This window comes from Streptomyces sp. NPDC046977, assembly GCF_040644455.1.
Lineage (GTDB): Bacteria > Actinomycetota > Actinomycetes > Streptomycetales > Streptomycetaceae > Actinacidiphila.
On record NZ_JBEYWO010000012.1, the window covers coordinates 13,137 to 35,261 of the forward strand.

At 72.2% G+C, this 22,125-nt stretch carries 23 protein-coding genes; 13 read left to right on the forward strand and 10 right to left on the reverse strand.

Translation table 11 applies throughout. From position 1 onward, the window contains the following. Positions 1–59 precede the first annotated feature (59 nt). The gene (locus tag ABZ883_RS19485; RefSeq protein WP_360907479.1) at positions 60–497 is read right to left on the reverse strand and encodes a universal stress protein; all 438 of its coding nucleotides are present in this window, start codon (positions 495–497) and stop codon (positions 60–62) included. A 350-nt stretch (positions 498–847) separates the two neighbouring features. Here ABZ883_RS19485 and ABZ883_RS19490 point away from each other — a divergent pair, with 350 nt between their 5' ends. Together ABZ883_RS19490 and ABZ883_RS19495 are read left to right on the forward strand one after the other, a co-directional pair. Further along, on the forward strand, positions 848–1,426 hold the full coding sequence (locus ABZ883_RS19490) for an MEKHLA domain-containing protein (RefSeq protein ID WP_360907481.1): 579 nt from the start codon (positions 848–850) through the stop codon (positions 1,424–1,426). A 64-nt stretch (positions 1,427–1,490) separates the two neighbouring features. Then, positions 1,491–1,841, forward strand: coding sequence for a helix-turn-helix domain-containing protein (locus tag ABZ883_RS19495; RefSeq protein WP_360907484.1), 351 nt, complete (start codon positions 1,491–1,493; stop codon positions 1,839–1,841). Between the two features lie 11 nt (positions 1,842–1,852). Here the strand turns inward: ABZ883_RS19495 and ABZ883_RS19500 are convergent, their stop codons facing one another. Next, on the reverse strand, positions 1,853–2,572 hold the full coding sequence (locus ABZ883_RS19500; protein WP_360907486.1) for a hypothetical protein: 720 nt from the start codon (positions 2,570–2,572) through the stop codon (positions 1,853–1,855). A 229-nt stretch (positions 2,573–2,801) separates the two neighbouring features. Here ABZ883_RS19500 and ABZ883_RS19505 point away from each other — a divergent pair, with 229 nt between their 5' ends. Both ABZ883_RS19505 and ABZ883_RS19510 read left to right on the forward strand, forming a co-directional pair. Further along, positions 2,802–3,701 (forward strand): LLM class flavin-dependent oxidoreductase, encoded by a 900-nt coding sequence (locus ABZ883_RS19505; protein WP_360907488.1) that lies wholly within the window; start codon positions 2,802–2,804, stop codon positions 3,699–3,701. Next, positions 3,698–5,005 carry an FAD-binding protein gene (locus ABZ883_RS19510; RefSeq protein WP_360907490.1) on the forward strand — a complete coding sequence of 436 codons (1,308 nt, stop codon included), beginning with the start codon at positions 3,698–3,700 and terminating at the stop codon, positions 5,003–5,005. Before ABZ883_RS19505 ends, ABZ883_RS19510 begins: the two co-directional genes overlap by 4 nt. Positions 5,006–5,077: 72 nt before the next feature. Here the strand turns inward: ABZ883_RS19510 and ABZ883_RS19515 are convergent, their stop codons facing one another. Next, positions 5,078–5,731, reverse strand: a complete 654-nt coding sequence (locus ABZ883_RS19515) for an NAD(P)H-dependent oxidoreductase (protein ID WP_360907492.1) — start codon at positions 5,729–5,731, stop codon at positions 5,078–5,080. A gap of 205 nt (positions 5,732–5,936) precedes the next feature. On the opposite strand from ABZ883_RS19515, the gene ABZ883_RS19520 reads away from it, so the two are divergent. Both ABZ883_RS19520 and ABZ883_RS19525 read left to right on the forward strand, forming a co-directional pair. After that, complete coding sequence (locus tag ABZ883_RS19520) at positions 5,937–6,383, forward strand: helix-turn-helix domain-containing protein (RefSeq protein WP_360907494.1); 447 nt, start codon at positions 5,937–5,939, stop codon at positions 6,381–6,383. A gap of 211 nt (positions 6,384–6,594) precedes the next feature. Beyond that, positions 6,595–7,551 carry a hypothetical protein gene (locus ABZ883_RS19525; RefSeq protein ID WP_360907497.1) on the forward strand — a complete coding sequence of 319 codons (957 nt, stop codon included), beginning with the start codon at positions 6,595–6,597 and terminating at the stop codon, positions 7,549–7,551. A 58-nt stretch (positions 7,552–7,609) separates the two neighbouring features. On the opposite strand, the gene ABZ883_RS19530 is transcribed toward ABZ883_RS19525, so the two are convergent. From ABZ883_RS19530 to ABZ883_RS19550, 5 genes are all read right to left on the reverse strand, one after another. Further along, positions 7,610–7,951 (reverse strand): nitrile hydratase accessory protein, encoded by a 342-nt coding sequence (locus tag ABZ883_RS19530; protein WP_360907499.1) that lies wholly within the window; start codon positions 7,949–7,951, stop codon positions 7,610–7,612. Beyond that, positions 7,948–8,544, reverse strand: coding sequence for a nitrile hydratase subunit alpha (nthA, locus tag ABZ883_RS19535; RefSeq protein ID WP_360907501.1), 597 nt, complete (start codon positions 8,542–8,544; stop codon positions 7,948–7,950). Before nthA ends, ABZ883_RS19530 begins: the two co-directional genes overlap by 4 nt. After that, positions 8,541–9,212: a nitrile hydratase subunit beta gene (nthB, locus tag ABZ883_RS19540; RefSeq protein ID WP_360907503.1), complete on the reverse strand. Its 672-nt coding sequence runs from the start codon at positions 9,210–9,212 to the stop codon at positions 8,541–8,543. Before nthB ends, nthA begins: the two co-directional genes overlap by 4 nt. A 71-nt stretch (positions 9,213–9,283) precedes the next feature. Continuing rightward, positions 9,284–12,160, reverse strand: a complete 2,877-nt coding sequence (locus ABZ883_RS19545) for a SpoIIE family protein phosphatase (RefSeq protein ID WP_360907505.1) — start codon at positions 12,158–12,160, stop codon at positions 9,284–9,286. A 93-nt stretch (positions 12,161–12,253) separates the two neighbouring features. Further along, positions 12,254–13,699, reverse strand: a complete 1,446-nt coding sequence (locus ABZ883_RS19550) for a WGR domain-containing protein (protein ID WP_360907507.1) — start codon at positions 13,697–13,699, stop codon at positions 12,254–12,256. Between the two features lie 305 nt (positions 13,700–14,004). Here ABZ883_RS19550 and ABZ883_RS19555 point away from each other — a divergent pair, with 305 nt between their 5' ends. From ABZ883_RS19555 to ABZ883_RS19580, 6 genes are all read left to right on the forward strand, one after another. Then, the gene (locus ABZ883_RS19555; RefSeq protein WP_360907509.1) at positions 14,005–15,360 is read left to right on the forward strand and encodes an APC family permease; all 1,356 of its coding nucleotides are present in this window, start codon (positions 14,005–14,007) and stop codon (positions 15,358–15,360) included. Next, positions 15,357–16,376, forward strand: a complete 1,020-nt coding sequence (locus tag ABZ883_RS19560) for an acetamidase/formamidase family protein (protein ID WP_360907511.1) — start codon at positions 15,357–15,359, stop codon at positions 16,374–16,376. Before ABZ883_RS19555 ends, ABZ883_RS19560 begins: the two co-directional genes overlap by 4 nt. Before the next feature lie 109 nt (positions 16,377–16,485). After that, positions 16,486–17,580: a PP2C family protein-serine/threonine phosphatase gene (locus ABZ883_RS19565; RefSeq protein WP_360907513.1), complete on the forward strand. Its 1,095-nt coding sequence runs from the start codon at positions 16,486–16,488 to the stop codon at positions 17,578–17,580. A gap of 150 nt (positions 17,581–17,730) precedes the next feature. Continuing rightward, entirely contained in the window at positions 17,731–18,555 is an 825-nt protein-coding gene (locus ABZ883_RS19570; protein ID WP_360907515.1) for an LLM class F420-dependent oxidoreductase, read from the forward strand. Positions 18,556–18,562: 7 nt separating this feature from the next. Then, positions 18,563–18,991, forward strand: coding sequence for a TIGR03668 family PPOX class F420-dependent oxidoreductase (locus tag ABZ883_RS19575; protein WP_360907516.1), 429 nt, complete (start codon positions 18,563–18,565; stop codon positions 18,989–18,991). A gap of 95 nt (positions 18,992–19,086) precedes the next feature. After that, positions 19,087–19,545: a GNAT family N-acetyltransferase gene (locus tag ABZ883_RS19580; protein WP_360907518.1), complete on the forward strand. Its 459-nt coding sequence runs from the start codon at positions 19,087–19,089 to the stop codon at positions 19,543–19,545. 31 nt (positions 19,546–19,576) lie between these two features. Here the strand turns inward: ABZ883_RS19580 and ABZ883_RS19585 are convergent, their stop codons facing one another. Next, a complete protein-coding gene (locus tag ABZ883_RS19585) occupies positions 19,577–20,086 on the reverse strand; it encodes a helix-turn-helix domain-containing protein (RefSeq protein ID WP_360907520.1) in 510 nt (169 codons plus the stop codon). Between the two features lie 123 nt (positions 20,087–20,209). Here ABZ883_RS19585 and ABZ883_RS19590 point away from each other — a divergent pair, with 123 nt between their 5' ends. After that, positions 20,210–21,052: an SDR family NAD(P)-dependent oxidoreductase gene (locus ABZ883_RS19590; protein WP_360907522.1), complete on the forward strand. Its 843-nt coding sequence runs from the start codon at positions 20,210–20,212 to the stop codon at positions 21,050–21,052. A gap of 7 nt (positions 21,053–21,059) precedes the next feature. Here ABZ883_RS19590 and ABZ883_RS19595 read toward each other — a convergent pair whose 3' ends face one another. Further along, positions 21,060–22,073 carry a LacI family DNA-binding transcriptional regulator gene (locus ABZ883_RS19595; protein ID WP_360907524.1) on the reverse strand — a complete coding sequence of 338 codons (1,014 nt, stop codon included), beginning with the start codon at positions 22,071–22,073 and terminating at the stop codon, positions 21,060–21,062. Positions 22,074–22,125: the final 52 nt, after the last annotated feature.

Below are 22,125 nucleotides of genomic sequence, written 5' to 3' on the forward strand. Positions count from 1 at the left end.
GCGGGACCGGGCCTGCTGCCTTCACGGCTGGTTCACCGACCGGCCCGTGCGTCGCACGATCAGCCGGCGTCGGCCTCGGCGTCCTCGGGGGCGAGGAGCACGGCTATGTCGACGCGGTGCGCGATCGCGTCGCTGACACGGGGGTTGAACAGCGCCGCCAGGGAGTTGCGGTGGTGCGGGCTGAGCACCAGCAGGTCGGCCCCGAACTTCTCGGCCTCCTCGGCGATGGTGTCGGGGACCTGCTGGACCAGGCCGGTCGCGAGCGCGCCGTCGGCCTCGATGCCGTCCTCGCGGAACCCGGCGAGCGCCTCGGCCAGGATCGCCTTGGCCTCGTCGTCGTCCTCCAGCGGCAGGACCGTGTTGTACGTGACGGCGGAGGTGGCGACGTGCACGACGTGGACCTGGGCGCCGGAGAGCCGCGCGAGACCGTGGGCCATGCGCAGGGCGGAGTGGCGGGCGGGGGTGGGGTCGATGGCGACCATGATGCGCTGGAACATTGCGTCTTCATCTCCGTATCGAGCTTTGTGGAAAAGCGGCCGATCACGCGAATACCGGCCCAGTACATCTATCACCTCCGCTTTTCCCAAGAATCCCCGGTTAACGGGATGGGGGGTCCATGCCACGTCTTGGCGCTCCGTCACCTGCCACCGCTGCCCTCGTGGCGACGCGGATGACGGCCCGGATGCGACGACGTGAACGCGGAGCGGCCGGTACCCGGCAGGGGCGAGGCGAGGTCCGTCCACCCCTCGCACGCCTGCTCGCCCCCGGATCCGGCGACCTAGAATCACTGCGGGCCGCGTCACGACCACGTGCCCGTGCCGTGCCGCCGATCCAGTGGAGGATGTCCGTGACCGAGCCGAACAGCAGCGCGGGGAACGACCTGCCCGGGCGCGCACCGGCACCTTCGCCCGCGGCCGCGCCGGTGTCCACCGACGCGGTGCGGAGTTCCCGGTTCGCGTCCCTGCTCCTGGACAGCCACCGCAGCCTGGTGGGGGTGGGACTGTGCCCGCCGGTCTGGTCCTCGGAGGACGAGGCCGCGGCATGGCTGTACGAGGACGCGCCGTTCGGGCTGCTCGTGCACGACACCTCCGCCGACCCGCGGTTCGTCTACGCCAACCGCACGGCGCAGGAGTGCTTCGGCTACTCCTGGGAGGAATTCGTCGGCCTGCCCTCGCGTCTGTCGGCCGGTCCCGGCGGCCAGGAGGACCGGGAGGCACTCCTCGCGGCCGTCAACGACCGCGGTTGGGCCGACGGTTACCGGGGTCTGCGGCTGGCCAAGGACGGCAGCAGCTTCTGGATCGAGGACGTCTGCATGTGGAACCTCGTGGACGCCGACGGCCAACGGCACGGCCAGGCCGCGGTCTTCGGCTCGTGGTCGCCCGTTTCTCCCGCCCAGGTCCCAGTCCCTGGCGATCCGGTCGCATGAGGGACGTCGCCCTGCTGCCGGCCGCGGCTCGCGCACTCCCGCCCCCGGTATTCCCGGTACCGGGATGAGCGGGGGGCCGGGACCGGCCGAACCCGAGGAGCCGTACCGTGAAGTGGACGCCACCCTGGCACGCGTCTTCGGGCTGCTCGGCAAGCGCTGGACCGGCCTCGTCCTGGCCGTGCTGACCGGGTCGCCGACCTACTTCGCCCAACTGCGCCGCGCGGTCCCCGGGATCAGCGAGCGCATGCTCTCCGAGCGGCTGACCGAGCTGGTGGAGGCGGGACTCGTCGTCAGGGACGTCGACCCCGGGCCCCCGCTGCGGGTCCGCTACGAGGTGACCGATGCGGGCGCCGCGCTGCGTCCCGCCCTCACCGCGCTGAGCCGCTGGGCCGAGGAGCACTATCCGGGGACGTAGTGCCATCCGCCTCAGCTGTAGTGCAGGTCGCTGATGTCGATCGCGACCATCAACTCGTCCGGCAGGGGCCTGCCGTCGTCGCCGCAGCGGTAGGCACGGCGCTTCGAGGGCATGCGCAGTCCCTGGGCCTCGATGTAGTGGTGGACGTACTGGACCGCGGGGAACCCGCCCGCCACGTCGACGCGGTAGTCGTGGCGACGCAGCAGCAGGTCGTCCCCGAACCAGAACTCCTGCTCGCGGCTGTGACTGGCGATGTCCTCGGGGAAGGCGGCCCGCAGCCCGTGCCACTGTTCGCCGTTCTCGTGCAGGTCCGGGAGGGGGGTGACCGTCACCCCCGGCATGGCGAGCAGGAAGGGGGTCGTCAGGTAGGTCCACATCGCGTAGCCGTTGAAGTAGGCCCTCTGCAGGCCGTCCCAGGGCGTGGCGAGTTCGTGTCCCGCGAAGGACGCGCGCGGGTCCGGGCGCTCCGCGACCACGGTCCCGTCCGTACGCTCGATCGCGACGCGGCCGGGGGTGAACGCGGTCCGCTGGTCGGGCGCCCCGAAGGGCCGCACCGACGCCCATTCCTCGTGGAGCCGGACGGTCATCTCCCGAGGGTCGGGATCCTGCGGCACCCCTTTGATCGCCCACAGCCCGCCGCCGGTGACGATTGTCGCGCGGATCTGGGAGAACCGCGCGTAGCGGTCACTGCCGCCGTGCGCCTGGAGGATCTTGGCCAGTAACTGGTCCACAGCTCGGTGTCCCGTCGCCGGTCCCCGGCGACCCGGCGGGGTCGCTCCGGGTGGGGGTGGTGCCGGTCCGGGCTCCCGCCCGGAACAGGTCTTTCCGACGATTTTCCCAGCACCGCGCCCGGCCCGCGAAGCGAGCGACGCGCCTGCCTCCGCCCGCGCGGCCACTTACTTCGGATAAGTAACTCACCTTCGACTTTGTGCCGCGGGGCGCGGTGCGCAGCGTGGAGGCATGAATGACTACGGACACCCCCTCTCGTTCGGGCTCAGCCTCGACCCCGACGTCGACATGCTGCCCGGCACCAGGGCGCTCGCGCACGAAGCCGAGGCGCGCGGCCTGGACTATCTCGCCGTCCAGGACCACCCGTATCAGCCCGGCCATCTCGACGCCTGGACCCTGATCGGGCACCTCTCCGGGACGACCCGCCGGATCTCGTTCCTCACCGACGTCGCGGATCTCCAACTGCGACCACCGACCATGCTGGCGAAGGCCGCCGCGTCGCTGGGCGTGCTCACCGGCGGACGGGTCCAGCTCGGTGTCGGCGGCGGAGCCTTCCCTGAGGCCATCGCCTCCATGGGCGGCCTGCCCCGCAGCGGCGCGGCGATGGTCGACTTCACCGAGGGGGCGCTGGGCCTGCTGCGCGGCGCCCTCGACGGCGGGCCGGTGCGGCTGCGCGACGCGCACCACACCGTCGAGGGCTACCGGGCCGGACCGGTGCCCCCCGCGCCGGTCGGTGTGTGGCTCGGCGCGCAGAAGCCGAGGATGCTCGCCCTGACCGGCCGTGCCGCCGACGGCTGGATCTCCCCGCTGAACATCTACGTGCCGCCCGAGCGGGTGCCCGGCGCGCAGCGGCTCATCGACGAGGCGGCCGAGGCGGCGGGGCGCGCCCCGGCGTCGATCCGCCGCGTCTACAACGTCATCGGGACGATCGGCGACCGGCGCGGGCTGCCCGGGCTCACCGGCGATGCCGGGCACTGGGCGGACACCCTGAGCGAATGGGCCGTCGGCCTCGGGTTCGACACCTTCGTCTTCTGGCCGGCCGCCGAACCGGACAAGCAGCTCGCCGTGTTCGCCGAAGAGGTCGTCCCGGCGGTCCGCGAGCGTGTCGCACGCCTGCGGAGCGCCCGATGAACGCCGTCCCGCACCCGCTGCCCGCCGGACTCGCGGGCAAACTCGTCGCGCCGGGGGACCGCCGCTACGGCGCGCTCCGGTCGACGTACACCCGGACCGGCAGCCCGGCCCTGGTCGCGCTGCCGGAGTCCCCGCGCGACGTGGCGCGCGCCCTGGCCTTCGCCGCCGACCAGCGGCTGCACGTGGCGGTCCGCAGCGGCGGTCACGGGCTGTCGGGCGCCGCGACCAACGACGGGGGACTGGTCGTCGACCTGAGCACGATGCGCGGCGTACGGGTCCTCGACCGCGGGGCGCGCCTGGTGCGGGTGGAGGCCGGTGCCCGCTGGGCCGAGGTCGCCCGGGCACTGGCCCCGCACGGGCTCGCCATCAGCTCCGGCGACCACGGCAACGTCGGCGTGGGCGGGCTGGCCACCGGCGGGGGCATCGGCTGGCTGGTGCGCTCGTACGGGCTGACCATCGACCACGTGCGCGCCGTCGAGGTGGTGCTCGCCGACGGCTCAGTGGTCCGCGCCGACGCCGAGCACGAGCCCGATCTGCTGTGGGTCATGCGCGGGGCCGGAGCGGGCACGGCGATCGCGACCGCCTTCGAGATCGAGGCGGTCGAGCTCGGCAGGATCGGCTATGCCGAGGCGACCGTCGTGGTGGACCCCGCCGGTACGGCCTTGCGCCGCTGGGCAGCCATGATGGCCGCGGCGCCCCGGGAGCTGTCCACCGCGGTGAACCTCTCCGGCCAGGGGTCCTTCGCGGTCGCCTCCGTCACCGCGATCGTGGCCTCCGACAGCGAGTCCGTCGTCCGGCGCGCGCTGGAACCGCTTGCCGGCCTGGGCGACACCGTTCTGCAGCAGGCCTACGTCCTCCCGTACCCGCAGTTGCTCTCCACCGCCCAACTGCACGGACACAGCGGTCAGATGCCCGTGGTCACCACCAACGGCCTGCTCACGCGGATGACGCCGGAAGCCGCACGCGGTCTGGTCGCGGCGGTCACCGCCCCGGAGCCCGTGCTGATCCAGATGCGGTCGCTGGGCGGCGCGGTCAACGACATGGACCCCGCCGCGACGGCCTACCCGCACCGTCACCAGCGGACCCTTGTCACCGCCACGGCCTTTCCTCCCGGCGACCGGGCGACGCTGTCGGCGGCGTGGAAGCCGCTGCTTCCGCACACCGACGGTGCCTACGTCAACTTCGAGAGCGACCCCGACGAGGAGACCTTCGCCCGTACCTACCCCGGGGAGACGGGTGCGCGCGTGGCCGCACTGCGGCGGCGCTACGACCCCGACGGTGTGCTGCGGCCCCGTGATCGTTGAGCACGACGACGGCGCTCGCGTCCGGAATCCTGTTCCGGACGCGAGCGCCGTCGTCGCCTGCGCGCCGCGGCGTCAGCTCGCGGCGACGCGCAGCGCGATGTCCTTGCCCTTGACCGCGGCGTCCTCCAGCGCCCTGGCCCAGGACGCCTCGGCGAGAGGGACGAGCTCGCTCATGGCCGGGTTGGACGCCGCCGCGGTCAGCTCGGGGACGATGAAGTCGACGTCGAAGCCCATGTACTCGCCGAGGATGGAACGCAGGTAGTTCTGCACGTACTCGGACGAGGCCCGGGGCGTGCCCGGCGCGTAGGAGCCGCCGCGGCTGGCGACGACGGTGACCGGGAGGTCCTTGACGGTGGAGTCCTCGCCGGTGGTGCGGCCGACCAGGAGCACCTGGTCGATCCAGCTCTTGAGCGTCGAGGGGATCGTGAAGTTGTACATCGGGGCGCCGAGGAGCACCGCGTCGGCGCGCTCCAGTTCCTCGATCAGCGCCAGGCGCCCGGCGAAGGCCGCGGCCTGGTCGGGGGTGCGGGCATCGGCGTCCACCAGGGCCGCGGAGAAGGCGGGCAGAGCGAAGTGGGGCAGCGGGTCGGCGGCGAGGTCGCGGTAGAGCACGGTGCCGTCGGGATGCTGGGCCTGCCAGGCGTCGCGGAACGTCCGGGCCACGGTGCGGGAGGCGGAGTCCGTGCCGGCGTGGAGGGAGGAGTCGATGTGGAGCAGGGTTGCCATGGTCTCTTCCGGGGTGGAGGGCGGTTCTGTGCGCGCCGCCGGCATCGGCTGCCGGCAGGCGGCGTCCAGGGCCTCTGATCAGCGGATTCCGCCCCTGAGCGGTACACGCTCCGGGAAGGCGGGGGTCCGTGACCGGCCATGTGTCCACGGTCGGTCAGACAGCCGCTCCGAAACAAAGAAAGTATTAGGTGCTAATCTTGGGTAAGTGGAAGCGAGTACCCCGTCACCCCGGCCGCGCCAGGTCCGCGGCATCGACGACAGCAGTTGCCCGAACCTGCAGGGCGCCCTGGAGCTGGTCGGGCGCCGCTGGACGGGCGGGATCCTGGAGGCCGCGTCGCACGGGGCCCGCCGCTTCGGCGAGTACCGGGCCATGGTCACCGGCATCTCCGACCGCCTGCTCGCTCAGCGGCTGAAGGAGCTGGAGGCCGAGGGGCTCATCGAGCGCACGGTGGTGCCCAGCACTCCCGTGCAGATCCGCTACAGCCTCGCCCCCGACGGCCGGACGCTCGTGCAGGCCCTGCAACCGCTGGCCATGTGGAGCGCGCGGCGCCTCGGCCCGGTGGACCAGGCGCCCGTGCGGCGCCGCAGGACGGCCGCGGGCGGTGGACGCGGCCGCGGCGGCGAGGAAGCAAGCGGCACCGCGGAAGGCTGAGGCCTCCCAGGCCTCCCAGGCCTCCCGCCGACCCGGTCGGCCCGCCGTACGGGGACATCTGACGGTACGTCCCCTGCGCCGGGCCGCCGCCGCCCACATCGTCCCGCCGACGTTAACGCGCGGGCCAACAGGCAACGTACAAAGCGTCATTGGGTGCCAGGAGAGTAACGCCGCCTCGTTGCGCGTCCCTCCTCCTGACTCGGAGCCCTCCATGAAGCCCTGGCGAGCCTTCGGCGCCGCTGCGATGACGCTCTTCCTCTCCGTCGCCTCCCTCGTGGCGGCCGGCCCGGCGCGGGCCGCCGTGCCGACCGACGCGGACCTTGCCTACCGCTGGGCCCCCCTCCACTACCAGGACACGTCGTCGGCGTACTACACCGCCGACTACCTCTCGCCCGTCGACTACGACGGCGACTGGAACACCCGTAACAACTGGGAGAACCTCGACGCCGACACCCAGCGGCTGACCGGCACCGCGTACTACTCGGTGGTGGAGACCTCCACCCACTGGTTCATCACGTACGCGTTCTTCCACCCCCGCGACTGGAAGGACTACCCGCTCAACCTGACGGGCCACGAGAACGACATGGAGGGCGTGCTGGAGGTCGTCCGCAAGGACGGCAGCACCTACGGCAGCCTTCAGGCGGCCGTCACCCAGGCCCACGACAACTACTACTCCTACGTCCCGGCCGGCAGCCCCTTCACCGGCAACCGCGAGACGGTCGACGGCACCCTGTTCACGCAGGCGTACGACGGTGCGCAGCACCCGCTGGTGTTCCAGGAGGCCCGCGGCCACGGCATGTACAACTGGGACGGCGTCGACTTCGCGGGCGGCGACGGCATCGTCTACCGCCCCAGCCGCACCGGCGGCACCGTGCCCAGGAGCGGCAACGACCAGGCCGCGAGCTACCAGCTCGTCGACATCTTCGGCGCGGGCGGCCTGTGGGAGCGCCGCAACACCAACCCGCCGTACGCCTCATGGGGCACCTTCGCCGGTGACAACGGCAAGGACAACGCGGCGCACACGCCGTGGGGCTGGGACGACACCAACGACGGCAGCGACCTCCAGCGAGGTTCCATCGCGCCGGACCCGGCGTACCTGGTCTCGGCGTACTTCGGCAACACGGCCCCGCTGAGCCTGGCCTACACCCGCAACACCTACCGCTCCTGACGAGCCCCTGGAGCCCTCGGGCCGGCGGCAAGCACGGCCGCCGGCCCGGAGGCAAGGGTCAGTGCGGGTGGTCGTGGCCCGCGGGACGCCGGTCCAGGGCCCGGACGCGGGCGGTGACCTCGGCGTCGGACACCGTGCCCTGGCCGGCGAGCACGTCCTCCAGGGCGCCGAGCCAGTGCTGGTAGTAGTTCCAGGGCTCGCCGTCCTGGTCGTGTTCTGCCTCCCAGACCGCGATCCGGGTGATCAGCGCGGCCTGGAACCGCGGCCAGGTGAACGCGCCGGCCTCGTAGAGGGCGACGGCCATGCCGAAGGCGCGGCTCTCCCACGGCTCGGCGAACATCAACTCCCCGTTGGAGCGCGGCGGGGCCGCCGGCCCCTCGGTGTCGAGCGGGGCGGTCACGGGGTCCTCGCCTTGGCCACGCCGACCATGGCGTCCCGGGTGACCAGCGGCACGAGCTGCTCCTCGGTCAGGTGCTCGGTGCCGGGCGGCCGTTCGGGCAGCACCAGCCAGCGCACCTCGCTGGTGGAGTCGCGCACGACGATCCGCACGTCGTCGTCGAGGTCCAGGCCCATCTCGGACAGTACGGCGCGCGGCTCCTTGACCACGCGGGCGCGGTAGGCCGGGTCCTTGTACCAGCCCGGCGGCAGCCCGAGCACCGGCCACGGGTAGCACGAACACAGCGTGCACACGACGACGTTGTGGACGGCCGGGGTGTTCTCCACGACGACGATGTGCTCGCCCTGCGGCCCCGTGAAGCCCAGTTCCGCGATGGCGGCGGTCCCGTCGTCGAGCAGCCGGCGCCGGTACTCCGCGTCGGTCCACGCCCTCGCGACGACCTTGGCGCCGTTCAGGGGTCCGACGGTGGTCTCGTACTCGGTGATGAGCCCGTCCATCACCTTCGGGTCGATCAGGCCCCGCTCGGTGAGCAGTTGCTCCAGGGCCTCGGCGCGCAGCGCCACGGGCGGGCGCACGCCCGGTCCGGCGGTGGTCATGAAAGTGTCTCCAGGTAGCTCTCGTACAACTCGGCGGTGACCTCGAAGGGTTCCGACCCGGTGCCCCACAACTCCCGTGAGTCGAAGCGCACCGAGTAGACGTGCTGCGGATGCTCGCCCTTGAAGTGGGCATTGGTGTCCGGCAGTACGGCGGCGGGCTGGATCGCCTCGACGACGCCGGCGTGCCCCCGTACATAGCCCGGCATCCGGGTGTGACCGGGCGGCGAGATGTCCTTGGCGCGGACACGCTCGCCGACGGCGAAAGCGGGCGGGCTGTCCACGGCGCGCATCCAGCCGTCCTGGGCCGGTGCGGGCGCGGGCCTGGGGTGCTCGGGCGCCGGCGGCTCGGCCGTGTGCTCGCCGAGCAGGTTGCGGGCGCGGGCGTCGATCGCGCCCGGCGCGAGGAAGTCGGTCTCGGTGAGCATCAGCTCCGCGCCGTTGAGCCAGCGCCCGTAGTAGCCGTCGTCCAGGTAGGCCGCCCGGTCCAGCCGCTCGACCGTGTGGCGGAAGGCGTCCGCGTTGAGGCCGCCGCAGGCGAGCCGGATGGAGGCCATCCCCAGCGCGAAGGCGCGCCCCTGCCAGGGTTCCGCGAAGACCGGTTCGTCGCCGCGCGGCGGACGGACACGGCCCCAGCCGTCCGTGCCGCCCATGTCGGCGATTCCCTCCATGGCACCACCTCTCGCACCTCGCCAGTAACGGACATATGCGTACAGAGTCCATTCTGTGGGGTCCCGGGTACTCAGGCGAGGGGCGGCACGGCGTCCACGTCGAATTCCTCCAGCGGCGGGACGGGCGCGCCGTTGCCGGGCACCTGCTGTGCCGTCCAGATGCACTTGCCGTTCGAGGTGTAGCGGGTGCCCCAGCGCTGGGAGAGCGAGGCGACGAGCTGCAGCCCCCGGCCGCCCTCGTCCGTCTCGGAAGGATGCCGGATACGGGGCATCGTCAGGCTGCCGTCGGCCACCTCGCAGATCAGCTCGGTGTCCCGCAGCAGCCGCAGCCGCATCGGCCCCTTCGCGTGCCGGACGACATTGCCGATCAGCTCGCTGGCCAGCAGTTCCGTCGTCGGCGTCAGCTCGTCCAGCTCCCAGTCCGACAACTGGTCCCGGACGAGCCCGCGGGCGAGCGCGGCCGCCTGCGGGTCCTGGGGGAGCGGCCAGGAGGCCATCCGGTCCGCGGGGAGGGCGTGCATGCGGGCGATCAGGAGCGCGATGTCGTCGGTGGTGGTGCGCCCGGCGGGCAGCAGATTGGTGATGACGGTGTCGCAGAGCCGGTCCAGGTCCTCGCCGTCCGAGCTGCGCAGCAGGTGCGCGAGGTCCGACAGGCCCTGGTCGATCTCCCGCTCGGACGACTCGACCAGCCCGTCGGTGAAGAGCACCAGCAGGCTCTCCCGCGGGATCTCCATCTCGACGGTCTCGAACGGCGGCTCCGCCGCGCCCAGCGGAGGATTCGGGGCCGCCTCGGGGAAGTGGACCGTGCCGTCCGGATGGACGACGGCCGGCGGCGGATGCCCGGCGCGGGTGATGCTGCACGAACCGGTGGTGGAGTCGTACAGCGCGTACAGGCAGGTGGCGTAGGAGTCCTCGCCGAGGCCGCTGACGATGTCGTTGAGGTGGCTCATGATCTCGTCGGGGGGCAGTTCCAGGCCGGCGAGCGTGTGGACGGCGGTGCGCAGCCGGCCCATGGTCACGGCCTCGGACAGGCCGTGGCCCATCACGTCGCCGATCACGAGCGCGACCCGGCCGGCCGACAGCGGGATGACGTCGTACCAGTCGCCCCCGACGTCCGCGCCCTGTTCCGTCGGCAGGTAGCGGGCGGCGAGCGAGCACGACTGCAGGGCGGGCAGCTGCTGGGGGAGCAGGGCGCTCTGCAGCTCCCGGGACCGGGTGTGCTCGGCGTCGTACAGCCGCGCGCGTTCCAGGGCGTGGGCCACCAGGGCGCTGATGGTGCTCAGCAGGGTGCGTTCCTCGTCGGTGAGGCGGCGGGGCCCGTCGAAGGCGACCACGCAGATCCCGAAGGTGAGACCGGAGGCGATCAGCGGCAGGAAGGCCCACGACTGCTTCCCGATCATGCGCGGACGGTCGGCCATGGTGGGGTACCGCTCCGCGTACTCCTCGGCGGAGGAGACGAACAGCGGCTCACTGGTGGACAGCGACTGCCAGCCCGGGTCCTCCACGGCCCGCGGACGGCCCTCGAGGCCGTCCAGGAAGGCCTGTGGATAGCCGACGGAGCCCACGGTGTAGACGCGGTCGCCCTCGATCGCCTGCACCAGCAGACCGGAGGCGCCGAACGGCGGCAGCACCCGCTGGGCGACCGCGTCCACCACGTCGCGCGACGTGGTCGCCGCGGCGAGGGCCGCGGTGAGTTCGGCGATCCGGGCCGAGCGCTCGGTGGAGGCCCGCTCGGAGGCGACCCGTTCGGCCTCGCGCCGCCGCCGGTCGGTGACATCGGTGAAGTACAGAGTGACGCCGTCGGGGACCGGCACGAGCCGCAGATGGAAGCAGGCCCCCCGGTCCGGCAGCCCCACGTCGAAGCTCGTGGGCACCGCCTTGGCGGCGGCCTCGCGGCAGCGCGCCTCCAGGCCGGGTATCTGCCGCAACGACGGCAGCGTCCACAGCACGCGGTCGAAGAGCTCCTCCTCGGGGGAGCCCAGCATGGTCTCCGCCATGAGGTTGACGAAGGTGATGCGCCAGTCGTCGTCCACGGACAGGAAGCCGTCGCTCATGTGCCGCAGGGCGCGGCTGAGCGCGGCACGGGCAGAGCGGGAGTCGCTGCTCTCCCACGCCGTGCCGATCATCCGGTAGGGCTCGCCGGTGTCGTCGAGCACCACCTTGGCGCGGGTCTCGGTCCACGCGTAACCGCCGTCCGGACGCCGCACGCGGTACTCGGCCTCGAACACCCCCCGGTTGCGGATGGCCTTCTCGGCGGCGGCGAGTGTCCACGGCAGGTCGTCGGGGTGGACCACCTTCATCCAGCTCTCGACCCGGGGCACGAAGTCGGCGGGGTCGGTGCCGTAGACGGCCATGGCGGCGTCGTCCCAGGCCAGGTCGCCGGTGCGGATGTTCCAGTCCCAGGTGCCCACCTCGACGGCCTTGAGGGCCTGACGCAGACCGGTGCCGCTGGGGTCCTCGTGGAGGGGGCGGGCGGGGGGCGGGGACTGGCCCATGCGCTCCTGCGTCCACGCGGCCACCGCCGTCAAGAACTCCCACTGCTCCCGCGTCGGCTCTCCACCGGAACCGGTGACGACGGTGAGCGATCCGACCGGGATCTCCCCGTCCGACAGGGGCACCGCCGCCAGACCCGTGCCGGGCCACGCCCGCGTTCCGGGCGGCTGCGCGCTCCCGGCGGCCCCGTGCGGGGCCCACAGCCCGTCGTCCCGGTCCAGCACGCGCGCCGGTACGGCCGCGCTGTCCTGATCGATGATCTCCCAGTGCCGCACGAGGGCCGGGGACAGCCCCACGGTCGACACCAGGCGCAGCGCGGACATGGGCCCGCACAGGTGGACCGTTCCGCCCAGCCCGCCCAATCCGGCCACCGCCTGCTGGATCGCGAGCCGGAGCACCTCGCCTTCCGTGATGCCCTTCTCGACGGCGGAGAGCAGTGCCAATCGGTCGTTCACCATGTAAATGTACATTTGTGGAGGAAACCTGGCAGGTGACGCCGTACGACCTCGCCGGACGCGCGCGGGCGGCCGCGGGCCCGGGAGGGCCGTTCACAGGAGGCGCTTGATGTCCCCGCGGGCCCGGTAGAAGCCGCCGCGCGTGGAGGCCAGGACCTCGGAGACCACGTAGCGGGCGCCCACGACACGGATGTCCTTGGGGAACTGCACGTGCCAGGACGGGTCGTAGCCCGGCGAGACCACGCGTATACGGGTGCGGGAGCCCTCCCCCAGACACTCGACAATGATGCCGTCCGCGGGGGCGGCCGGCGCGACGTGGACCGTGGCGAGCTCCCGCGCGGGTGTGACCCGCTCCCATCCGGTGGCCTTGACGTCCGCGGTCCGCGGCAGCCGGCCGCCCTCCGCCTCGCGCACCGCGCTCTCGCTCGCGTCGATGCAGGCCAGCGAGCCGTCCGTGGTGACGATGTAGAGACGCTCGTCGCGGTACTGCATGGAGTAGGCCGAGCCGCAGCCGGTACCGAGCTTCCACAGCCGCGTGCCGTCGGCGGCGAAGCAGTAGATGGACGAGGTGTTGTCGCCGGCGAAGACGTAGCGGCCGTCGGGCGAGGTGGCGCAGGAGAAGACGGCGGAGTCGCAGCGGTACCGGGCGCGCTCGGCGCCGTCGACCTTGGCGAGCCGGTGGACCCAGCCGCGGGCGGTACCGGCGAACACCTCGTCCGCCTCCTGCCACCCGAACAGCACCGGGCCCTGGGTGGCGACCGACCAGAGCGGCACGCCGTCGCGGGCTCCGTACATCGCCACGCCGCGCGAGTCGCCGTGGAAGACGCCCCGGTCGTCGCAGCGGACCATCCAGGCGCTGTCCCCCGCACCCGAACGCCGCCACTGGAACTCGTCCTCGTGGTCGACGGTGGTGACACCGCCCTGGGCGTCGGACACCCCGAGGACCCCGTCGTGGATGTCGAGCCAGTAGATGTCGACGTCCTCGGCGATCTCGTAGGCGACGTGCGGCACCTTGCCGCTCAGGTCGTAGACGCGGCCGTCGTCGCAGCCCGCGTAGATCCAGAAGTCGTCGGCGACGATGCACTTCACGCCGTCGGGCAGGCCGAAGCGGCCGGTCACCTGCCCGTCGTGGGCGAGGGTGAAGACGTCGCCGCGCTGATTGCCGATCCAGACGTGGTCCTCGCCGACGAAGATGCCGAAAGCCGGGGCTCCGGAGGAGAAGCGCCACAGGACGGGGGCCTGACGCGCCGTCGAACGGCTGCTGGTGATCTCGCGCCGGGTGACCGCGCGTCGCTGACGGACGCCCCGCACCGCCGGCGCGTACCCCTTGCGGACCTTCTCGCCGACCTTGCGCGCCGCGGCGGCCGACGCCTTCTCCACAGTCGGGTAGCCGGCCGAACGCGTCTGGCCCTGTTCGCCGATCCGCCCGAAGGTGATGGTCACCTCGGTGCCCGAGTGCCGCACCTCGTAGTACTTGTGGGCGCCGCTGCCCTCCTCGGAGAGTTCGAGGTAGGTGGTGGATCCGGTGGTCGCGGGCATGGCTGACCCTTCTTCGTGCGGAGCGCAAGGAAGCCTTGGAAAACAGGACCTGAGTGCCTGTCAGGCAGGCACGGCCCTCTCGATACGCATGACTCTAGGGCGGGGCACTGACATCGCCCCCGACGCGGCTCGTCCCGCCGGCACCGCACGGTCGCCCGAAACCTTCTGTCGCAGGCGTTCCCCTGTCCCCGGCACGCCCCCTAAGATCACCCCGCCAGTCACGGGACCGCGGCCGCCGGGGAGGCGACGTGAGCGACAGCGCACGGGGTGGGGAAAGACTCGAGACATACGGCTACACACAGCAGTTGGCGAGGTCGCTCGGCTTCTGGGACCTGGTGGTCTACGGCCTGGTCTTCATGGTGCCGATCGCGCCGTTCGGCATCTTCGGCGGCGTCTTCCAGGGCGCGGGCGGCATGGTCGCCCTCGCGTACGCCGTCGGCATGCTGGCGATGATGTTCACCGCGCACTCGTACGCGCAGATGTCGCGGGCCTTCCCGATGGCCGGGTCGGTGTACTCCTACGCGGGACGGGGCATCGGCGCGCCCTTCGGTTTCCTGTCCGGCTGGATGATCCTGCTCGACTACATCCTGGTGCCCGCGCTGCTCTACCTGGTCGCCGCCGTCGCGATGAACTCGCTGGTCGCCTCGGTGCCGGTGTGGCTCTGGCTGATCGGCTTCGTGGTGCTCAACACCGTCGTGAACTGGTTCGGCATCGAGATGACGGCCAGGATCAACAAGATCATGCTCGCCGCCGAACTGGTCGTGCTGGCGATCTTCCTGGTGGTGGGTGTCGTCGCGGTCGCGCAGGGCAAGGGCAACGGCTTCAGCTTCCACGCCTTCTACGACGCCCACACCTTCTCGTGGTCCCTGGTCTTCGGGGCGGTGTCGATCGCGGTCCTCAGCTTCCTCGGCTTCGACGGGATCTCGACCCTGGCCGAGGAGAACCGCGACTCCGCCAAGGCGATCGGCCGGTCGATGGTCGCCGCGCTGCTGCTCGCCGGCGTGCTGTTCATCGTGCAGACCTGGGTGGCGGCCATGCTCGTGCCCCATCCGCAGACGCTCGTCAGCGACGGCGACCCGGACGGCACCGCGTTCTACGACGCCGCCCGCGTGGCCGGGGGCGCCTGGCTGGGGACGCTGAGCGCCCTGGCCACCGCCATCGCCTGGGGCTTCGCCAACTCCCTGGTCGCCCAGGCGGCCACCTCCCGGCTGCTCTTCGCGATGGCCCGCGACCGCCAACTGCCCGGATTCCTCGCCAGGATCGACGCCCGCCGCCGGGTCCCGGTCAACGCGACCTTCCTCGTCGCGGTGGTCTCGCTGGGGCTGGGCCTGTACATGAACTCCCGCTCGGACGGCATCACACTGCTCGGCTCCCTGGTCAACTTCGGTGCGATGACGGCCTTCCTGGTGCTCCATGTCTCCGTTGTCGTCCACTACGTCGTCCGCCGCGGCAGCCGGGACTGGTGGCGCCACCTGGTCGCACCGGCGATCGGCTTCGCGATCCTCACCTACGTGGTGATCAACGCCAAGGTCGCCGCCCAGCGCCTCGGCTTCCTCTGGCTGGCGATCGGCGTGGTCCTGCTGGTGGGCCTGCTGCTCGCGGGCCGCCGTCCCGAACTGCCCAACGAGAACTCCGCGGCCGAGGAGGCCGGAAACGCATGAGTGACATCGACGTCGTGACGCTCCACCCGTCCCCCGAGCAGTACGCCTACACCTTCGGCGGCCGCGAGCCGCTGCTGCGGGTGCGCCCCGGAACGATCGTGGAGCTCTTCACCGAGGACTGCTTCGGCGGCCGGGTCAAGGGGGCGGACGACCTCCCGAGCAGGGTGTGCGAGTTCCCCTACCTCAACCCCGTCACGGGTCCGGTCCACGTCGAGGGCGCGGAGCCGGGCGACACCCTCGCCGTGCACTTCGTCGACATCGCGCCGGCGCGGGACTGGGCGGTGTCCACCACCTTCCCGCACTTCGGCGCGCTGACCACGACCCACTCCACGGCGATGCTCCACGACCCGCTGCAGGAGGTGGTCTGGCGGTACGGCATCGACCGCGACCGCAACAGCTGCCGCTTCCAGGCCCGGTTCTCCGACCACACCGTCGACCTGCCGCTGGACCCGATGCACGGCACCGTCGGTGTCGCGCCGGCGGCCGGCGAGGTCATCATGAGCATCACCCCCGGCGCGCACGGCGGGAACATGGACACCCCCGAGATGCGCGCGGGCACCACCCTCTACCTGGGCGTCAACGTCCCCGGTGCCCTGCTGTCGATCGGCGACGGCCACGCCCGGCAGGGCGAGGGCGAGGTCTGCGGCACCGCCGTGGAGGCCGCGATGCACACCGTGGTCGTGATCGACCTGATCAAGGGCGGCGCGCCGGCCTGGCCGCGCCTGGAGGACGACCGCTACCTCATGTCGACCGGGTCGGTGCGCCCGCTGGAGGACGCCTACCGGATCAGTCAGCACGATCTCATCGGCTGGACGGCGTCCCTCACCGGACTGCACCAGCTCGACGCGTACCAGCTGGTCAGCCAGGCCGGGCTGGCGCCGATCGGCAACGTGGTGGACACCAACTACACCGTGGTCGCCAAGCTCGCCAAGTCCGTCCTGGACGGTGCGCCCGCCTACGACGGGCTGCACCGCGCCCTGCGCGAGAAGGGGCTGGAGTACCTCCGCCGCCGCTGAGCACCCTCCGGAGGTGGGCGATTCACCCCGGAGAGGGCCCGGGGTGGCCGGCGGTGCCGCGTTTGGGGAGTCTGGGGTGACAGTCGTGGGACGGACCCCGGGAGGACGCGTGGGGAGGGCGGACACATGGGGCCCGGACGGCCACAAGGACGTGGCCTGGTACATCCGTGCGCTCCCGATGACGCTCCTGGCCTGCGGCGCCGCGGTGGACTACCTCACCCCCGCCCAGTACACCGGTACGGCGTTCTATTCCGTCGCCCCGATGCTCGCCGCCCTGGTGCTGTCGATGAACGGGACCATGCTGGTGGGTCTCGGGGCGATCGCCGCCGACCTGGCGATCATCGCCCGCTACCGGTACCTGCCCACGCTCGCCGGAATGAGCGAGCTGCTGTCCGTCGCGGTGGTCGCGGTGGTGGCCGTGTGGATCAACCGGGTGCTCCACGCCCGCGAGGTGCGCCTGCGGTCGGCCCGGTCCATCTCCGCGACCGTCCAGCGGGCGGTGCTGCCCGAACCGCCCACACGCGCGGGCCCGTTGCGGATCGCCGCGCGTTACGAGGCGGCGGACGAGGAGGCCGGGATCGGTGGGGACCTGTACGCGGTGCAGGACACCCCCCGAGGGCTGCGGTGTGTTGTGGGGGACGTCCGCGGCAAGGGCATGGAGGCCGTCGAGGCGGCGACGCTGGTGCTCGGCATCTTCCGGATGGCCGCGGGGGAGGAGGCGACACTCGCCGCGGTGGCCGCGCAGATGCACCGTGCCCTGTGCCGGGAGATCGTGCGGCGTGGACGGCTGGACGCGCTGGAGTGGTTCGCCACGGTGGTGCTGGCCGAGTTCCCCCGCGGCGCGCGGGAGGTGCTGCTCGTCAACCTCGGCCATCCGGCGCCCCTGCTGCTCACGGAGGGCGGGGTGCGGTCCGCCGATCCCTCGCGGTTCGCCATGCCGCTCGGCGTGGGCCTGGACAAGGGGTCCGTGGTGGTCGACAGGGTGCCGTTCCCGGCGGGCTCGACGCTGCTGCTGTGCACGGACGGCGTCACCGAGGCCCGCGACACCCGCGGCAGCTTCTACGACCCGGTGACCCGCCTGTCCGGGGTCGGCTTCGGCGAGCCGGCGGAGCTGCTGGGGGCACTGGTCACCGATGTCCACCGGCACGTGGGCGGACCGCGCAACGACGACATGGCGCTGCTCGCCGTCACCTCCGACCGATGACGGCACCGGCCTCCGCGCGATGCCCGCCGTCCTGACGGCCGGCGGCCGATGCTCCTGTCGGGTGGTGCGGCGCTCGTTGGCCGCCCCCGCGGGTAGGCAGCACGTTCGGTGGCAGCCGTCACCCGTTCCCTTCCATCCGACGGAGCCGTCGTGAAATTCGGAGTGTCGACGTTCATCACCGACCAGGGCATCCGCCCCGCCCCGCTGGGGGCCGCGCTGGAGGAGCGCGCGTTCGACTCGCTGTTCATCGCGGAGCACAGCCACATCCCGGTGAAGCGGGAGTCCCCGTACCCGCGCGGCGGTGAACTGCCGGAGATGTACTACCGGACGCTCGACCCCTTCGTCGCCCTCGCCGTGATCGCGACCGTCACCGAGCGTCTGCTGCTGGGCACCGGCATCGCCCTGATCCCGCAGCGCGACCCGTTCCACACGGCGAAGGAGGTCGCCACGCTGGACCTGGTGTCCGGCGGCAGGGCGGTCCTCGGCGTCGGCGTCGGGTGGAACCGCGAGGAGATGCGGGACCACGGCGCCGATCCCCGGACGCGGGGCCGGCTCACCGACGAACGGCTCGGCGCCATCCTGCGGTTGTGGACCGCGGAGAAAGCCGAGTTCCACGGCGATTTCGTGGACTTCGACCCCGCCTTCGCCTGGCCCAAGCCGGTACAGCGCCCGCATCCGCCGATCTACGTGGGCGGTGGCGAGGGCGGCTTCCACCGGGTCGCCCGGTTCGGCGACGCCTGGCTGGCCAACGACACGACCCCGGAGAAGCTGTCCGCGTCCCTGGAGAAGCTGCACTCCGTCGCGGGGCGGCAGGTGCCGGTGACGGTCTACGGGGTGCCCCACGACGCCGCGCAGGTCGAGGGCTACATCGCGCTCGGTGTGGAACGGGTGCTGTTCAACCTGCCGACGCTGCCCGAGCGGGACGCGCTCACGCACCTGGACTGGCTGGCCGACCTCGCCGGCCGGTACCGGTGAGTGCCCCGTGCCCGAACTGACGGCAGCGCAGGTGCGGGAGCGGTTCACCGCGGCACGCGTGGCCCGTCTGGCGACGGCCGACGCGGCGGGCCGCCCGCACCTGGTGCCGGTGGTCTTCGCCCTCGACGGCGACTCGGTGACCCTGGCGGTGGACCACAAGCCCAAGCGGACGACGCGCCTGAAGCGCCTGGCCAACATCGCCGCCAACCCGGCGGTCTGCCTGCTCGTCGACCACTACGACGAGAACTGGGATCTGCTGTGGTGGGCCCGCGCCGACGGCGAGGCCCGCGTCCTCCCGCCACCCGCGGATTCGCCCGAGGTGGCTCGGCGGGTCGCCCTGCTGACCGCCCGGTACGAGCAGTACACCGACCACCCGCCCGCCGGGCCGGTCGTCGTGATCTCGGTGCACCGCTGGACGGGCTGGCGCGCGGTCTGAGGGACGGTCGTACGCCGTTCGCCCGCCATGATCACGGCTTCGCGCCCCGTGGTAGCGTGCGGCGAATCGATCCCTCTGAGCGCAGGCGGCTGTCCATGGACCACGGTTCCGAACCCGCGGTGGAACTCCGTGCCGCCCGCCCGGCCGACCTGCCGCGCGTCTTCCTGTGGGAACGGCTGTACATGCGCACCGTCGAGCCCGCCAACGAGGCACGCTGGACCGAGGCGATCGACCGCCAACTGGAACTGTGGATCTCCTGCCTCGACAGGACCCTGATCCTGGAGGCGGAAGGCGAGGCCTGCGGTTCGATGATGTGGATGCCCTCGGGCACGGGCGCGGTCCTGGTGGGCATCCACGTCGCGCCGGAACACCGGCGCCGCGGGTTCGGCGGCCTGCTGCTCGACGCCTTCGCCGGGCAGGCGCGGGAAGCCGGCTGCGACGTGCTGAGCCTCGGGGTCTTCGTCGGCAATCCCGCCGTGCACCTGTACGAGAGCCGCGGCTACCGGCCAACCGGCCGTGACGGCGACTATCTCCTGTTCGAGCGCCCGGTATGACGCGACGTCTGTCCACGCCCCGTCAGCGCGCTCAGGTGCCCGTGCCGCGCTGACGCTCCAGTTCGGTGTACCGGGCGCGCATCTGGTCGCCCGCGGCCGGGCCGGCGGTGAACACGAAGGCCTCGCTGTCGTCGAGCCTGCGGCCGGTCCGGGCGTCGACCACCACCGGGTCGGCCTCCTCGCCCGTCTCGGCGTCGACCAATATCATGCTGCGCTCCTCCGGCGCGAGGTGCTGGTTGCCCCACGCGGCCAGGGCGACGACCACGGGCCGCAGGGTCCGGCCGCGCTCGGTCAGCACGTACTCGTGGCGCACGGGATTGGTCTGGTAGGGGCGCCGCTCCAGCAGTCCGTCGGCGACGAGGGTCTTCAGCCGCGTGGTGAGCATGCTGGTGGAGATGTTCATGCTCTTCTGGAACTGGTCGAAGCGCGTGTAGCCGTCGAAGGCGTCGTGGAGGATCAGCAGCGTCCACCACTCCCCGACGTGCTGCACGGTCGTCGACAGCGGACACTCGCGGTCCTCCAGCCGGATCCGGCTCGCCATGGCGCCACACTCTCCCGAGTCACTGCTAAAGTCAAAGTTACGTGCTTCCATTTTAGCAGTGACTGGGGGCGGGCTGTGCCCTGCGCGGAATGAGGCCCGCCCCCTCGTGCGAGAGGAACGACCTTGAGGACCTGGTTCATCACCGGCGGTACCCCCGGCGGTTTCGGGATGGCCTACGCGGAGGTCGCCCTGGAGGACGGCGACAACGTCGTCCTCACCGCCCGCCGCCCCGGGCTGCTGGAGGAGTGGGCCCGCGAGCACGGCGACCGGGTGCTCGTCCTGCCGCTCGACGTCACCGACTCCCGGCAGATCCACGACGCCGTCGCGGCCGCCGAGGAACGCTTCGGGGGGATCGACGTCCTGGTCAACAACGCCGGCAGGGGCTGGTACGGATCGGTGGAGGGAATGCCGGACGCGGACGTCAGGAAGACCTTCGAGCTGAACTTCTTCGCCGTCGCCGAGGTCCTGCGCGCCGTGCTCCCCGGAATGCGCGCGCGCCGCACCGGAGCGGTCGTCAACATGTCCTCGATCGCGGGCCTGCGCGGCGCGACCGGATTCGGCTACTACAGTGCCGTCAAGTTCGCCCTCGAGGGACTCACGGAGGCACTGCGCGAGGAAGTGGCTCCGTTCGGCATCAAGGTGCTCGCGGTCGAACCCGGCGCGTTCCGCACCCGCGCCTACACCGGATTCGCCGGCGAGCCCGTCGACGAGACGGTCGACGCCTACGTCCCCCTCATCGAGTCGGTGCGCACGTTCATGATCGACCAGGACGGCCGGCAGGCCGGCGACCCCCACCGGGGAGTGCGCGCCGTCGTCGCCGCGCTCGACGAGGACGCCCCTCCGCGCCGCCTGGTCCTCGGAGCCGCCGGCTACGAGGCCGTGACCTCCCACTGGGAGGGCACGCTCGGCGAGCTCCGCGCCCGTGAAGCCGTCTCCCGCGGCGCGGACTTCCCCGCCGGACAGTGAGCGGGCCTCAGCGCCGGCCGAGGGTGGACTCGCGGACGACCAGGTCGAAGCCGGGCCGGACGCGGCGGGGCGGCGTGTCCGGAGTTCCGGTGAGGCGCTCGACGAGGCATTCGACGGCCTGGCGCGCGATGGCCTTCTTGTCGGGGGAGACCGTGGTCAGGGTGACGCCGCTGTAGCGGCCCTCCTCGATGTCGTCGAAGCCGACCAGGGCGATGTCCTCCGGCACCCGCAACCCCCGTGTGGTCAGCACCCGCAGGGCGCCGATGGCCTGGAGGTCGTTGTACGCGAAGACCGCGTCCGGACGCGAACCGCGGTCCAGCAGGTCGGCCATCGCCTGCGCGCCGTCCTCCCGTCCGTAGCCCGAGGCGGTGGCCACCAGGTCGTCGCCGTGCGGGAGCCCGGAGTCGGCCAGTTCCTCGCGCCAGCCGCGCTGCCGCAGGTGGGCGGGCTGCCGCGCGCTCTCACGGCGGGCGCCGAGGAAGGCGATCCGCTGCCGGCCCATGCCGGTCAGATGGCGCACCGCGCTGCGGGCGGCTGCCACGTTGTCGATGACGATGTGGTCGTGCGGCGCGTCGTACTCCCGCTCGCCGAGCAGCACCAGGGGAGCGGTGTCGGTGCGGGCCAGCAGGTCCGCGGCCTCCAGCTCGATCGGCGAGAGGATCAGGCCGTCGATGACATGGGCGCGGAACCCCTGGCTGACCAGGATCTCCTTCCTGCGCTCGCCGGAGGTGTGGTCCAGCAGCACGGTGTAGTCGTGGCGGGCGGCGGCGTCGATCACGGCACCGGCCAGCTCGGCGAAGTACGGGTTGCCGAGCTCCGGAAGGGCCAGGGCGATGATGCCCGTGCGGCCCTTGCGGAGATGCCGCGCGGTGAGGTTGGGCCGGTATCCGAGTTCGTCGATCGCCTGCTGGACCCGCGCCCGCATCGCGGGGGTGACATGGGCATAGCCGTTCACGACGTTGGACACGGTCTTGATGGACACGCCGGCGCGCTGCGCGACGTCCTTGAGGCTGACGCCCACGGCGTTCCCTCCGGTTGGGGCCGGTGCCGCCGGGCCGCGTCCGGCCCCGCGG